Raw genomic sequence first — 13,766 nt, forward strand, 5'->3', positions numbered from 1 at the left:
ATCCAGGCGTACGCCGCGGCGCTCCACCACCATCCATGGTCGCCGCGGCCACCCGCGTCACGGACTCTGCCGCCGGTGCCGGCAGCCCATCCGTGACGCCCTGACGCGCGTCGTCCGACCCGTTCCGCGTACCCAGAGGATGAGGAGATTGACCGTGCTTGCAAGCGTCACACGTCGCCTGACCCGGCGACTGGCGGTCATGGCCGCGACGGCGGTCGCACTGCCCGCGGCGGTCGTCGCGGTGGCGGTGAGCCCCGCTTCGGCGGCCACCGTGGACACCAGCGCACAGTACGTGTTCGTCAACCGCAACAGCGGCAAGGCGATGGACCTGTGGAACTGGTCCACTGCCGACGGCGGTGAGATCCGGCAGTTCACCCGTACCGACGGCAACAACCAGCAGTTCCAGTTCGTCGACGTGGGCGGCGGCTACTACCAGCTGCGCAACCGGCACTCCGGCAAGGTCGTCGCCGTTCCGAACTCCAACGACGGCGTGCAGGTCACCCAGGTCACCGCGAGCAGCGACACCAAGCAGCACTGGCGGCTCGCGGACTCCGCCAACGGCGACGTGCGGTTCATCAACCGGCACAGCAGCAAGGCCCTGGAGGTGTGGCAGTGGTCCACCGCTGACGGCGGCGTCGTCTCGCAGTACGCGGATCTCGACGGTGCGAACCAGCGCTGGCAGCTGATCCGGCTGGGCAGCGGCGGCACCACTCCCCCGCCCAACCCGGCCCCGCAGACCGGGCTGGTCGGCTGGGCCACCCAGAACGGCGGCACCACCGGCGGCGGCAGCGCCGGCACCACCACGGTCACCAGCGCCTCGGCGCTGACCAGCGCGTTGAACTCCAGCAGCGCGGCGGTGATCCGGGTCTCCGGCACCATCAACTGCTCGGGGATGCTGCGGGTGCGGTCCAACAAGACCATCCTCGGCAACGCGGGTGCCACGATCGTGGGCTGCGGTTTCACCATCAACGGCGACCGCAACGTGATCATCCGGAACCTGACCTTCCGGAACTGGGGCGACGACGCGATCAACATCGAGCAGTCGGCCACCAACATCTGGGTCGACCACAACACCTTCAGCAGCGGCTATGACGGTGCGGTCGACATCAAGCGGGGGTCGGACTTCATCACCGTGTCGTGGAACCGGGTGTTCAGCCACGACAAGACGATGCTGCTCGGGCACAGCGACGACAACGGCAGCCAGGACATCGGCAAGCTGCGGGTCACCTACCACCACAACTGGTTCGACGGCAGCAACCAGCGCAACCCGCGGGTCCGCTTCGGCAACCCGGTGCACGTCTACAACAACTTCTACAGCAACGTGCGCGGCTACGGCGTGGCGTCCACGATGAACGCCGGTGTGCTGGTCGAGGGCAACTACTTCGAGAACACCCCCGACCCGTTCCACCGGGGTGAGGGCGACTCCGGGCCGGGTTCCCTGGTGGCCCGCAACAACCACTTCGTCAACTCGGGCAGCGGGCAGTCCGGCGGCAGCGTGGCGGGCATCCCGTACGGCTACAGCCTGGACAGCGCGAGCAGCGTGAAGTCGATCGTGACGGGCGGCGCGGGCGCCGGCCGGATCTCGGTCTGACCGTACGACGGTCGGGGTCCGGTTCTCACCGGGCCCCGACCGGCTCAGTGCGAGACGGCGCAGCCGGTCGTCGGCTCGGGCGCCGCGGCCGGCGCACCGATGGTGGGCAGACCGAGCAACACCCCGGGGGTACGCGCCGACCGCCCGGCCTCTGCCGCGTCGCCGGCCCGGGTACGCCGGTGCGACAGCGGCTCCCCGTCGGCGTTGAGATGATGCGGTGCCGCGTAGGTGACCACGGTGTGCACGATGTCGCCCGGACGGATCGCCCCGGCGTACGACCCGGCGTCGAAGTGCACGAGACGCCCGTCGCGGGCCCGCCCGGACAGCCGCCCGGTGCGCTCGTCCTTGCGGCCCTCCCCGACGGCGACCAGGACCTCGACCGCCTCGCCGACCAGCTTCTTGTTCTCCGCCCAGGTGATCTCCTCGACGCAGGCGATCAACCGCTCGTAGCGCTCCTGTACGACCTGTTTGGGCAGCTGCCCGTCCATGGTCGCGGCCGGCGTGCCGGGGCGCTTCGAGTACTGGAAGGTGAAGGCGGAGGAGAACCGGGCCGCCCGGACCACGTCCAGGGTGCGCTCGAAGTCCGCCTCGGTCTCGCCGGGGAACCCGACGATGATGTCGGTGGTGATGGCGGCGTCCGGCATCGCCGCCCGGACCTTGTCGATGATGCCCAGGTAGCGCTCGGCCCGGTACGACCGGCGCATCGCGCGCAGCACGTCGTCGGAGCCGGACTGCAACGGCATGTGCAGCGAGTGGCAGACGTTCGGCGTCTCGGCCATCGCCGCGATCACGTCGTCGGTGAAGTCCTTCGGATGCGGGCTGGTGAAGCGCACCCGCTCCAGCCCGTCGATGTCCCCGCAGGCCCGCAGCAGCTTGCCGAAGGCGTACCGGTCGCCGAACTCCACGCCGTAGGAGTTGACGTTCTGCCCGAGCAGGGTCACCTCCAGCACGCCTTCGTCGACCAGGGCGCGGACCTCGCTGAGAATGTCGCCGGGGCGGCGGTCCTTCTCCTTGCCGCGCAGAGCGGGCACGATGCAGAACGTGCAGGTGTTGTTGCAGCCCACCGAGATCGACACCCAGCCGGCGTACGTCGACTCGCGGCGGGTGGGCAGGGTGCTCGGGAAGACGTCGAGGGATTCGAGGATCTCCACCTCGGCGGCGGCGTTGTGCCGGGCCCGCTCCAGCAGCACCGGCAGTGAACCGATGTTGTGCGTGCCGAAGACGACGTCCACCCAGGGCGCCTTGCGGACGATGTCGCCCCGGTCCTTCTGGGCCAGGCAGCCACCGACCGCGATCTGCATCCCTGGATGCCGGTCCTTGACGGGACGCAGATGACCGAGGTTGCCGTACAGGCGGTTGTCGGCGTTCTCCCGGACCGCGCAGGTGTTGAACACCACCACGTCCGGGGAGTCGTCGCTCTCGCCCGCGCGGACGTAGCCGGCCTGCTCCAGCAGCCCGGAGATGCGCTCGGAGTCGTGGACGTTCATCTGGCAGCCGTAGGTGCGCACCTGATAGGTGCGCGGGCCGCCCGCCGCTGCGGTAGTCATGACGTGCACAGCGTATCCGGCGCCCTGTGATCGGACGGAACGAGGAGGAGCCGTGTGCCGAAGCATCAAGACCCTGCGTGAGCCGTACACCCCGGAGGTCACCGACGCGGACGTGGAGGCCGCGGCGTTGCAGTACGTGCGGAAGATCTCCGGTTTCCGCGCGCCGGCGGCGCACAACGCCGCCGCGTTCGACGCCGCAGTGGCCGCCGTCGCCGCCGCTACCCGCAATCTCCTCGACGACCTCGTCGTCCGCGGCCGGTAAGGAAGGGCATCTTGTTAACGCCTGCGGTAGAGCAAGGGGCCCCTGTTAACGCTCAGGCCCCGTGATGTGCTCAGGCGGCGGCGAGGGCGGGGTTCACCGAGTCGGGGGCCCAGCGGGACCGGTGGCAGCGTGACCAGCCTCGGCAGCGCGGGTCGGCCTCGGTGCACAGCCGCCGGTTGCTGAGCACCTCGCCGTCGTCGGTCTCCTGCACGTCGAAGTGCACCGGGCGGATGCTGCCGTCCGGCGCGACCAGCAGGTGCCGGGTCTCGTCGAGCGTGTCGTCGCGCACCAGGCAGTTGCGGTCCAGCAGCCGGGCCAGGGCCGCGATGCTGGGCAACTCGGGCAGGCCGTCGGGCACGCCGTAACAGTCCACGATCGTGGCGAACTCCCCGGGCGCCTGCCAGACATCGCAGACCACCGCGTACGTGGGCAGCCGCGCCGGGTCGGCGACGGCCAGGGGCATCACCACCCGACCGAGCGCATCGGCCAGTGCCGGGTAGACCTCCACCGGTCGTACCTGGTCGATTCTCCAGTTCCACAGCTCGGTCATGCCGCCTCCTCGCTGTGCTCGTCCGACGGGCCTCGGGATCGGGCCCTACCCACGATGGTGCGGGGCATTTGCCCCCAGGCGGGGGCAAGTTACCGGTCTGTGACCATTCTGGGCAAATTTCCCCGCAGCACATCGCCATGGGTAGCGGGAAGGTGACAGTTTATCGGGTATCGTGCGCGCTCCAGCGCACGGCTCGCCGCGTGCCGGCGCCGACGCCTGGGTGCAGGGCGACCACACCGCCGCCGACGCAGGGAGACGGCACCGCCGCCGGCGCAGGGCGACCGGACCGCGCAGGGCGACCGGGTCTCGGCTAGCGCAGGACGACCAGGTGGTCGCCGCGGGGCAGGAGCTCACCGATCACGGGTGCGCCGGGAATCTCGCCGGCCACCAGCAGGCCGCCCGAGGTCTGCGCGTCGGCCAGCAACAACTGGTCGATCTCCCCGGCCGCGGCCAGGTCGGTCCACGGCGTCACCCACTCCAGGTTGCGGCGCGAGCCACCGCTGACGTACCCGTCCCGGGCCGCCTCCCGGGCACCGGCCAGATAGGGCACCCGGTCGATGTCGATGGCCACCGTCAACTCGCTGGCACGGGCCAGCTTCGAGGCATGGCCGAGCAGACCGAATCCGGTCACATCGGTTCCGCACCGCACCCCGGCCGCGACCGCCGCTCGGGCCGCCTCCCGGTTCAGCGTGGTCATGGCCGCGACCGCCTCGGGGAAGCTCTCACCGGTGTTCTTGTGCCGGGTGTTGAGTACGCCGACGCCGAGCGGCTTGGTCAGCGACAGGGGCAGTCCGGCCTGCCCCTTGTCGAGGGTGATCAGTTCGTCGGGGCGGACCAGCCCGGTGACGGCCAGGCCGTACTTCGGACCGTCGTCGTCGACGCTGTGCCCACCGGCCAGGTGGCAGCCGGCGGCGCGGGCGACGTCCAGCCCGCCACGCAGCACCTCCCGCGCCAGTTCCAGCGGGAGCACCTCACGTGGCCAGCAGAGCAGGTTGAGTGCGACAAGCGGCTGGCCGCCCATCGCGTACACGTCCGACAGGGCGTTGGTCGCGGCGATCCGGCCCCAGTCGTAGGCGTCGTCGACCACCGGGGTGAAGAAGTCCGCGGTGGTCACCACGCCCGTCCGCTCGTCGAGCCGGACCACGGCGGCGTCGTCGCCGTGTTCCAGCCCGACCAGCAGATCCGCGGAGCCGGCGGTGGGGCCGAGGCCGGCCACCATCGCCTCCAACTCGCCCGGCGGGATCTTGCACGCGCATCCGCCACCCCGGGCGTACCTGGTCAATCGCACCTGCTCGGCCACCCTCACATGATCTACATCACCGCCCCGAGACGCCACCCGGAGCGGGCAATTTCGGACGCCGGGACGTGATCCGCCACGGTGTTACCGCTCCGTGACCATCTGAGTTGTGTTCAGCCACGTCAGCCCGCCTACAGTGGCCGTCATCCAGGGGTCGACCGACCCCGAAAGTAACGAGGGACGGTGGACGACGTGGCGACGGGCGAACCGCTCATCGTGCTGGACTCGGTCAATAAGTGGTTCGGGCCGCTGCACGTGCTGGACGACGTCTCACTGTCGGTGGGTCGTGGCGAAGTGGTCGTGGTGATCGGCCCGTCCGGCTCCGGCAAGTCGACCCTGTGCCGCACGATCAACCGACTTGAGCCGATCAACTCGGGCACCATCACCTTCGACGGGCAGAAGCTGCCGGCCGAGGGCAAGGCACTGGCCAAGCTGCGCAGCGAGGTCGGCATGGTGTTCCAGTCCTTCAACCTTTTCGCGCACAAGACGATCCTGGAGAACGTCACTCTGGGCCCGGTCAAGGTGCGCAAGGAGAAGCCGGCCGCGGCCCGCGAGCGGGGTCTCGCCCTGCTCGACCGGGTGGGCATCGCCAACCAGGCCGACAAGTTCCCGGCCCAGCTCTCCGGCGGTCAGCAGCAGCGTGCCGCGATCGCCCGGGCGCTGGCCATGCAGCCCAAGGCGATGCTCTTCGACGAGCCCACCAGCGCCTTGGACCCGGAGATGGTCGGCGAGGTGCTGGACGTCATGACCTCGCTCGCCCGCGACGGCATGACCATGGTCGTGGTCACCCACGAGATGGGCTTCGCGCGGCACGCCGCCAACCGGGTCATCTTCATGGCCGACGGCAAGCTCGTCGAGGACGCTTCCCCGGCGGAGTTCTTCGCCAACCCGCGCAGCGAGCGCGCCAAGGACTTCCTCTCCAAAATCCTCACGCATTAAAGGCCCCCCGTAGCGGAGTGTGCCGTGGCCCGGCAGGCTCCCGTTTCAGAAGGAGAACAAAGTATGCGAATGAAGCGTATGGCGGCAATCGCCGCTGCTGCCGGTCTTGCGGTCACCATGGCCGCCTGTGGCGGCGACAGCGACGAGGCCGGCAGCGGCACCGGCGCCACCGGCATCGTCGGCAAGGCCGAGAGCCAGAAGAAGCTGGTCATCGGCGTCAAGGCCGACCAGCCGGGCCTGGGCCTGCAGACCGGTAGCCAGTACGAGGGCTTCGACATCGAGATCGGCAAGATCATCGCGAAGGGCCTCGGCGTCGACGCGGGCAACATCGAGTGGAAGACCACCGTGTCGGCCAACCGTGAGCCCTTCATCGAGCAGGGCACCGTCGACCTGGTGGTGGCCACCTACACCATCAACGACGAGCGCAAGCAGAAGATCAACTTCGCTGGCCCGTACTACATCGCCGGCCAGGACCTGCTTGTCAAGTCCGACTCGACCATCACCGGCCCGGACCAGCTGGCCGGCAAGACGGTCTGCTCGGTCAGCGGCTCGACCCCGGCCAAGCGGATCCAGGAGAACTACCCGGACGCCCGGCTGCAGCAGTTCGACTCGTACTCGAAGTGCCTGCCGCTGCTCGACGGTGGCCAGGTTGACGCCGTGACCACCGACGACATCATCCTCGCCGGCTACGCCGCGCAGGACCAGTACGCCGGCAAGTTCAAGGTCGTCGGCAGCACCTTCTCGGACGAGCCGTACGGCATCGGCCTGAAGAAGGACGACACCACCGGCTGCGAGAAGGTCAACGAGATCCTCAAGGCCGCCGCCGCCGACGGCAGCTACAAGGCTGCCTGGGACGCCACCCTGGGCAAGAGCGGCACCCCCGCGCCCGAGCTGGACACCACCAAGCTGACCCACTGCGGCGCATGACCGGTTCCGGAGCCGGCATCCTGAGTGGGTGCCGGCTCCGGCCTGTCACCGGCCGCCAACACGTGCCCCGGGAGCCGAAGCATGCACGTATTCTCTGATCCGAAGAACTTCGACGCGTTCGTGTCGAGCTTCCTCTGGATCCTCAAGCTGACCGGCGCGTCCGCCGTCGGCGCGCTGGTGCTCGGCGTGCTGTTGGCCGCGATGCGGGTCTCCCCCGTACCCGTGCTGCGCGGCTTCGGCGCAGCCTGGGTCAACATCTTCCGCAACACCCCCCTGACCCTGGTCATCTTCTTCTGCTATTTCGGCCTGTTCGTCACCCTCGGGCTGAGCCTGTCGCAGGATCTCTTCCTGAACATCTACTGGCTCGGGGTCATCGGCCTGTCGACCTACACCGCGGCGTTCGTCTGCGAGGCGGTCCGTTCCGGCATCAACACGGTGCCGACCGGGCAGGCCGAGGCGGCCCGCGCGATCGGGCTGACCTTCGCGCAGACCCTGCGGATCGTGGTGCTGCCGCAGGCCACGCGTTCGGTGATCGCGCCGTTCGGCAGCATCCTGATCGCGCTCTGCAAGAACGCCACGATCGTCGGCACGATCGGGCTGATGGAGTCCTCCAGCGTCATGAAGGACCTGATCAACTTCAACGGTGACGCGGTCATCCCGATCTTCCTGGTCTTCGCCGGCACGTTCGCCGCGATCCTCATTCCCACCGGCTACTTCTTCGGCTGGCTGGCCAACCGTCTGGCGGTGAAGCGCTGATGAGCACCAGCAGCGTCCTCTACGACCACCCGGGACCCCGCGCCAAGGTTCGCAACACCGTCCTGAGCGTGATCTTCGGTGTCGCCCTGCTCGGGCTGGTCTACTGGATCTACAGCAAGTTCGACCAGGCGAACCAGTGGGAAGGGTGGCTCTGGAAGCCCTTCGCCGAGCCGAAGACGTGGACGCAGTTCATCCTGCCGGGCTTGTGGGCCACCCTCAAGGCGGCCGGCGTCGGCATGCTGCTCTCGCTCGCCTTCGGCATCATCTTCGCCGTCGGGCGGCTCTCCGAGCACAAGTGGATCAGCGTCCCCGCCGGCGCGGTCGTGGAGTTCTTCCGGGCCGTACCGCTGCTGCTGATGATCTTCTTCGTCTTCTACGGCCTGCCATACGTCATCAAGCAGCCGGTGACCGCATTCTGGTCCGTGGTGATCGGTCTGACCCTCTACAACGGGTCGGTGCTGGCCGAGGCGTTCCGGGCCGGCATCCGGTCCCTGCCCGGCGGGCAGTCCGAAGCGGCGTACGCGATCGGCATGCGCAAGACCCAGGTCATGCAGCTGATCCTGATCCCGCAGGCGGCCCGGGCCATGCTGCCGATCATCGTCAGCCAGCTGGTGGTGCTACTCAAGGACACCGCGCTCGGCTACATCGTGGCCTACCCCGAGTTGCTCCAGCGCGGCGTCAACGACCTCGCCGCCAACTACGGCAACATCATCCCCGCCGCCATGGTGATCGCGGTCATCTACATCATCATCAACTCCATGCTCACCTGGTTCGCCGGTTGGCTGGAGCGGCGTACCGGCACCCGTCGGGTGCGGGTACCACGGCAGCGCGCCGGCACTGCCGGCTCCACCGTCGTCGAGCCGCAGGGCTGAGCGCAGTTCGACATACCCGAAGCGGGGCCGGTCCGGTTGGGCCGGCCCCGCTTGTTGCGTCTGTGGCCGTGTCCCGATGGCGTGTGTCCCGGCGGCCCACCTGCGGGTCGCTTCTCTCCGAGACCTGACGTTCACGTGGCTCGATGTCGCTGCCGACTTCGCCGATCCTCCGCCGATAAGCGCCAAAACGACCGAATCGAATCAAGGGAGCCTGCGGCGGACTCTTGCCAAGCCACAGGAAATCGGCCATCATTCATATGTCCCAACGGGGTTCAGGTTCCCCCGATCTGGGACCACACGGGGATTCTTACAGTTTTAGCCAACAGCGACTGCTGTTGCTTCCAGCCTGCTTGAGGCTCCGTGCTGGCAATTTTGCGCCACCGGATTTTGCATGCCTCGGCAACCTCGACGCCCGAGGCGTTCCGCATATTTCTGGAGCGCAACCAACGGGGGCTCAACGGTTCAGGGGCGACGTATACGCTCCTGCCGCAATTCCGCGCAGCCCCTCGACGATCGAGGAGAGTGCATGCGAGTACGCCAAATCATCGCCGCCGCCATGACGGGTGCCGCCGCAGTGGCAATAGCCGCCGCACCGGCGCAGGCCGACAGAGGCGATTCGAAGGCCGCCTGCAACAAGGGCGAGATCTGCTTCCAGTGGATCTACGACAATTTCTCCACCAGTTCGTACCAGCGACACTTCTGGTACAACGACTCGAACCACGGCGACGACTACTGGTCGAACATCCCGGATCTGTACCCCGCGTTCGTGATCAAGGACGACGCCGAGGGCCTCTGGAACAGGGACACCACCTGCGCCGTGACCATTTACGACCTGGCGAACTACGCCACCCCGTACACCACCTTCCCGCGCGACTTCCGGGCCGCCATCAGCCCTCGCAACAACTCTCACAAGCGCTGCGCCTGATCGTCCGTCGGCGGGCACGCCAGAACGGCGTGCCCGCCCCGCACAGGAAGCGGTCATTTTTCGGGGGATCAAGTGAAATTTCGCATGCGCATGAGTGCCCGGTGGCTGGTCGCTCTCGTTACCGTCTCCTTCTTCGCCACGGCTTGCTCCAGCTCCGCGGCTGACCCGCCCGCAGATCTGTCGGCCGCAAGCTCGGACAATCCATTCTCGCTCTTCATGGGCGAAGAGATCGGCCAGATCGACTATGCGCAACTGAAGGTGCGAAACAAATGTCTGGCCAAGGCCGGCTACCCACAGAACCTGAACGTCATGCTGGGGCAGCCTCGAAATCCGTTCCGACACCTGATCATCACAGCTCGCACCTTCGGCCCCACTTCGGTCGAAGAAGCAAAGCGAGTTGGTTTTGGCCGGGACTCGTTGTCGGCACCACCGTCGGTCGTCAGCTTCGATCCGAATTACGACAGAGCCTACGACAAATGCACCGAGGACGCCTGGAAGGCCTTGTCGGATGACGCCAAGAACGTGTACTACGGCTACTTCGACCTGGGGAACAAGCTGAGCCAACCCCTCTCCCGGACCATCAACGAGCGGATGGGCGACTCGGCATGGCGAAAGCTGCTGTCCTGCCTTGACGACAAGGGTCACCGGCCGAGGAGCGAGCAGGAGTTCCTCCAGACCCCGAACCCGGGACTCTTCGGTGTTCCCGTCGGCGTAGATGCCGCTGAAGGCCTGGACCGGTGGCAGCCCAAGCAGATACCTGGAACGATTGAGGTGGGGCCTGCGGTGCCTGCGACTCAGTATCAGGCCGGTCCGGTGGAAAGCGCCCTCGCAGTCGCCTGGTTTGAATGCCGGCGTCAGACCGGCATCGACAAACTGCAACTTGAAGCGGCAGTTCAGGTTCAACGGGAACTCGTCGACAAGTACGAGTCCTCGTTCATGGAGCTGAACCCGCAGGTTACGCGCATCGCGAAGCAGGCCGCCGAACTGATCGGCGCCCCGTGATCGCCGTCGACGCCCTCGTCGCTCGACGACGGCGCGCCCTCCGTCTTGTCGTGCTCTTTCTGGCTGCCGTTCTGCTGGTCACCGCCGGCGCGGTCCTGGTCGGTCCAACCCTGCGGTCGCCGGACCAACTGGCTGCCGACGCCGCACCGCCCTCGCCTTCGCTGGTGACGGCGGTGGTGGAGCGCCGCACACTGGTCGAGCCGGTCGTGCTTCGGGGGCGTGTCCAACCGGGGGCGAGTGTCCGGCTGCTCGCTCCACCCGCCGCGATGGGCCCGAGCAGCGTGGTGACGAAGGTGCCTGTGCGCAAGGGCGATCGGATACGGGAGGGGCAGGTACTGCTTGAGCGCTCCGGAGAGCCACTGTTCGCCCTGGCACTCCGGTTCCCTCTCTACCGCGACCTCACCACCGGCGCGCAGGGACCGGACGTCGTGGAGGTGCAGCGGGCGCTGCGCCGTACTGGCTATTCCGCACCGACGACCGGAGTGCTCGACGGCACGACTCTGCGGCAGTTGGCGAAGTTCTACCGTGACCGCGGCTACCGGCTGGGCTCGGCGCAGGAAGATCGACGTTCCGGGCAGTCGCGTGCCGTGCAGATGCCGCAGTCCGCCGTTGTCGTGATCGACCGGACGGGCCGTCGTATCAGCAAGGTTCATGCGCGGGTCGGACAGACTCTGGCAGACCCCAAGACGCCGATAGTCGAACTTGACGGCCAAGCGCCCGTCATTGTGGCGACCGCAGCTGTGGATCAAGCAGCGCTCATCCGGCCCGGTCAACAGGTCGACGTCACCGACGAGCTTGGTGAGACACGTACGAAGGCGCGCGTCAGCGAGGTCAGCGAGCAGGCGACCTCGGGCCCCGACGGCCAGACCGGCATCGAGATCCGGCTGAAGTTCACCGAGGCGCCGATGAGCGGGGGCACGAACCGGTCGGTACGGCTGGATGTCCGCACCTCCGCCGCGGCGGAGGTGCTGGCCGTACCGGTGTCGGCCATCTACTCCCGCCCCGACGGCTCGATGTTCATCACTGTCGTGGATGAGGGCGACGCGACAACCGACGTCACGGTGGTGACGGGACAGATCGCGGGCGGCTGGGTCGAACTCAGGGAACCCGTCCCGTCGCCGGTCGCCGCCGGTTCGTCGGTGTTGGTCGGTGAGCAGACGGCGGAGGGCTGATCCATGCTGGTTCTCCGCAACGTCTCGCGTACCTATCAGGACGGTCAGCCCGTTCATGCGCTACGCGCCACCAACCTGCGTGCCGATCAGGGCGATTACATCTCGATCACCGGCCCTTCCGGGTCCGGCAAGTCGACTCTGCTCAACCTCGTCGGCCTGCTCGATGTACCCACGGCCGGCTCCTATCTGATCGGCGGGTTGGAGACGGCGGACTGCGGGCCCGCCACCCTCGGCGCCATCCGTGGCCAGCTCTTCGGATTCGTCTTCCAGGCATTCCACCTGCTCCCCGGGCGCACCGCCTTGGAGAACGTCGAGCTCGGGATGCTGTACGGACCGCACGCGCGGCGGCAACGCCGGTCGATGGCCTCCGAGGCGTTGGAGCGTATGGGTCTGTCCCATCGCATGCACGCCGACCCCCGCCAGCTCTCCGGTGGCGAGAAGCAGCGGGTAGCGATTGCCCGCGCGGTCGCGGCACGTCCCCAAGTCCTCTTCTGCGACGAACCGACCGGCAACCTCGACACGACGAACACCGCTGCGGTACTCGCCGTGTTGCGGCAACTCAACGAGGAAGGGCTGACTCTGATCGTGGTGACTCACGACTCGCAGGTCGCGTCGGAGGCCCGTCGCCGGCTTCGGGTCACCGACGGTGTCGTGGACGAGACGTGAGGACGAGACGGCGCAAGGAACGCGAGGAGATCGGGCACCTAGGGATCGATCGGTCCCGGCTGAACGTCCGCGATCTGTTCTGGGAGGCCTCTGTCTCCGTCCTCAGTAACCCTGGCCGATCACTCGTCACGGTCGTAGGCACCATCCTCGGTGCGGCGGCGTTCGTAGCCAGTCTCGGTCTCGGCTCCACGCTCAACCAGCAGGTTTCCACCGCATTTGATCTGCGGCGGGCCACCGAGGTCCTGGTTGAACCGGAAGACCAGGCGACGACGGAGAGCTGGCTTCACGATGCGGCCATCGGTCGACTCACCCGGCTCAACGGCGTTGTGGCCGCCGGACGGCGGACGAGTCTCGGGGAGCGTCCGATGCGTCGGATGACCGATGTTCGGCAATCCTCGGCGGGCGTACCCGTGATCGGCGCGGATCCGTCGGCGTTGCAGGTGATGGCACCCCGGGTGACCGTGGGACGCAGCTTCGGCGAGTTCCACGAACGCCATGCCACGCCGGTGGTCATGCTCTCCGCCACGGTGGCACGCCAACTCGGAATCCATCGGACCGGCGTCGCCGTTTTCGTGGCCGACCAGGCCCATACGGTGGTCGGGATCTTCAACGACGTCGTACGCAGACCGGAAGCCATGGCTGCGGCCATCATGCCGTACTCGGCGGCAGAGCGCCTCAACCAATCCGGTGGCAGCCAGCCCGCGAAGAGGGACGTGCTGGTGGAAACGTCTCCCGGCGCGGCACAACTCATCGGCAGGCAGGCTCCGCTTGCCCTCCGTCCGGAGGCGCCGGCCGAACTGAGAGCCATTGCGCCGCCGGATCCGCGCACACTGCGCCAGGAGATCGAGGGCAGCACCACCAGGACGACTCTGTTGATCAGCGGTGTCGCCCTGCTGATGGGCACCATTTCGATCGGTAACGCCGCGACCAGTGGCGTAGCCCAGCGCACGGGAGAGATCGGTCTGCGACGGGCAGTCGGGGCACGGCGACGTCACATCTTCGGTCAGTTGGTCCTGGAGACCACTGTATTGGGCGGGCTGGGTGGGGGGGTTGGTGCCCTGCTCGGCGTGCTGACCATCTCAATCGTGTCCGTCGTCAACGGCTGGACACCAGCGGTCGAGATCCGGTCCGCCGTGTTCGCCTGCACGGCCAGCACCATCGCCGGCCTACTGGCCGGGCTCGTTCCGGCGGCGCGGGCAGCCCGCATCCCTCCGGTCCAGGCACTACAGCGCTGACATGTCCAACGACCTGATACGAGAC

Annotated in this window: 14 protein-coding genes; 11 read left to right on the top strand and 3 right to left on the bottom strand. The window is 67.8% G+C overall.

Annotated elements, in window-relative coordinates; all coding sequences use genetic code 11:
* The first annotated feature begins 154 nt into the window (after positions 1-154).
* Entirely contained in the window at positions 155-1,591 is a 1,437-nt protein-coding gene (locus JMF97_RS00965; RefSeq protein WP_013732253.1) for a pectate lyase family protein, read from the top strand.
* 44 nt (positions 1,592-1,635) lie between these two features.
* Here the strand turns inward: JMF97_RS00965 and miaB are convergent, their stop codons facing one another.
* Positions 1,636-3,138, bottom strand: coding sequence for a tRNA (N6-isopentenyl adenosine(37)-C2)-methylthiotransferase MiaB (miaB, locus tag JMF97_RS00970; RefSeq protein ID WP_203219794.1), 1,503 nt, complete (start codon positions 3,136-3,138; stop codon positions 1,636-1,638).
* Positions 3,139-3,190: 52 nt separating this feature from the next.
* Between miaB and JMF97_RS00975 the strand changes: the two genes are divergently transcribed.
* Entirely contained in the window at positions 3,191-3,400 is a 210-nt protein-coding gene (locus JMF97_RS00975; RefSeq protein WP_013732251.1) for a DUF2277 family protein, read from the top strand.
* Positions 3,401-3,470: 70 nt separating this feature from the next.
* Here JMF97_RS00975 and JMF97_RS00980 read toward each other — a convergent pair whose 3' ends face one another.
* Together JMF97_RS00980 and selD are read right to left on the bottom strand one after the other, a co-directional pair.
* On the bottom strand, positions 3,471-3,950 hold the full coding sequence (locus tag JMF97_RS00980; protein ID WP_013732250.1) for a hypothetical protein: 480 nt from the start codon (positions 3,948-3,950) through the stop codon (positions 3,471-3,473).
* Positions 3,951-4,260: 310 nt separating this feature from the next.
* Positions 4,261-5,250: a selenide, water dikinase SelD gene (selD, locus tag JMF97_RS00985; protein ID WP_203219795.1), complete on the bottom strand. Its 990-nt coding sequence runs from the start codon at positions 5,248-5,250 to the stop codon at positions 4,261-4,263.
* A 180-nt stretch (positions 5,251-5,430) separates the two neighbouring features.
* On the opposite strand from selD, the gene JMF97_RS00990 reads away from it, so the two are divergent.
* The 9 genes from JMF97_RS00990 (at position 5,431) to JMF97_RS01030 (ending at position 13,741) form a co-directional block, all read left to right on the top strand.
* A complete protein-coding gene (locus tag JMF97_RS00990) occupies positions 5,431-6,186 on the top strand; it encodes an amino acid ABC transporter ATP-binding protein (RefSeq protein ID WP_203219796.1) in 756 nt (251 codons plus the stop codon).
* A gap of 63 nt (positions 6,187-6,249) precedes the next feature.
* Positions 6,250-7,113, top strand: coding sequence for a glutamate ABC transporter substrate-binding protein (locus JMF97_RS00995; protein ID WP_203219797.1), 864 nt, complete (start codon positions 6,250-6,252; stop codon positions 7,111-7,113).
* Positions 7,114-7,194: 81 nt separating this feature from the next.
* On the top strand, positions 7,195-7,869 hold the full coding sequence (locus JMF97_RS01000) for an amino acid ABC transporter permease (protein WP_203219798.1): 675 nt from the start codon (positions 7,195-7,197) through the stop codon (positions 7,867-7,869).
* Complete coding sequence (locus tag JMF97_RS01005; RefSeq protein ID WP_203219799.1) at positions 7,869-8,741, top strand: amino acid ABC transporter permease; 873 nt, start codon at positions 7,869-7,871, stop codon at positions 8,739-8,741. Before JMF97_RS01000 ends, JMF97_RS01005 begins: the two co-directional genes overlap by 1 nt.
* 526 nt (positions 8,742-9,267) lie before the next feature.
* Positions 9,268-9,666, top strand: coding sequence for a hypothetical protein (locus JMF97_RS01010; protein ID WP_203219800.1), 399 nt, complete (start codon positions 9,268-9,270; stop codon positions 9,664-9,666).
* A gap of 216 nt (positions 9,667-9,882) precedes the next feature.
* Positions 9,883-10,668: a hypothetical protein gene (locus JMF97_RS01015; protein WP_203219801.1), complete on the top strand. Its 786-nt coding sequence runs from the start codon at positions 9,883-9,885 to the stop codon at positions 10,666-10,668.
* Positions 10,665-11,840: an efflux RND transporter periplasmic adaptor subunit gene (locus tag JMF97_RS31020; protein WP_238358485.1), complete on the top strand. Its 1,176-nt coding sequence runs from the start codon at positions 10,665-10,667 to the stop codon at positions 11,838-11,840. The genes JMF97_RS01015 and JMF97_RS31020 overlap by 4 nt, the downstream gene beginning before the upstream one ends.
* Before the next feature lie 3 nt (positions 11,841-11,843).
* Entirely contained in the window at positions 11,844-12,506 is a 663-nt protein-coding gene (locus tag JMF97_RS01025; RefSeq protein WP_203219802.1) for an ABC transporter ATP-binding protein, read from the top strand.
* The gene (locus JMF97_RS01030) at positions 12,503-13,741 is read left to right on the top strand and encodes an ABC transporter permease (RefSeq protein ID WP_203219803.1); all 1,239 of its coding nucleotides are present in this window, start codon (positions 12,503-12,505) and stop codon (positions 13,739-13,741) included. The genes JMF97_RS01025 and JMF97_RS01030 overlap by 4 nt, the downstream gene beginning before the upstream one ends.
* Positions 13,742-13,766 lie beyond the last annotated feature (25 nt).

Origin of the sequence: Micromonospora fiedleri, from assembly GCF_016774385.1 — a bacterium.
Lineage (GTDB): Bacteria > Actinomycetota > Actinomycetes > Mycobacteriales > Micromonosporaceae > Micromonospora > Micromonospora gifhornensis.

What these genes read in the sequence shown, in the direction of transcription:
- miaB (WP_203219794.1), bottom strand. Translation starts at nt 3,138, where the DNA reads ATGACTACCGCAGCGGCGGGCGGCCCGCGCACCTATCAGGTGCGCACC.
- JMF97_RS01015 (WP_203219801.1), top strand. Translation starts at nt 9,883, where the DNA reads ATGGGCGAAGAGATCGGCCAGATCGACTATGCGCAACTGAAGGTGCGA.
- JMF97_RS01000 (WP_203219798.1), top strand. Translation starts at nt 7,195, where the DNA reads ATGCACGTATTCTCTGATCCGAAGAACTTCGACGCGTTCGTGTCGAGC.
- JMF97_RS01010 (WP_203219800.1), top strand. Translation starts at nt 9,268, where the DNA reads ATGCGAGTACGCCAAATCATCGCCGCCGCCATGACGGGTGCCGCCGCA.
- JMF97_RS00980 (WP_013732250.1), bottom strand. Translation starts at nt 3,950, where the DNA reads ATGACCGAGCTGTGGAACTGGAGAATCGACCAGGTACGACCGGTGGAG.
- JMF97_RS01025 (WP_203219802.1), top strand. Translation starts at nt 11,844, where the DNA reads ATGCTGGTTCTCCGCAACGTCTCGCGTACCTATCAGGACGGTCAGCCC.
- JMF97_RS01005 (WP_203219799.1), top strand. Translation starts at nt 7,869, where the DNA reads ATGAGCACCAGCAGCGTCCTCTACGACCACCCGGGACCCCGCGCCAAG.
- JMF97_RS00995 (WP_203219797.1), top strand. Translation starts at nt 6,250, where the DNA reads ATGCGAATGAAGCGTATGGCGGCAATCGCCGCTGCTGCCGGTCTTGCG.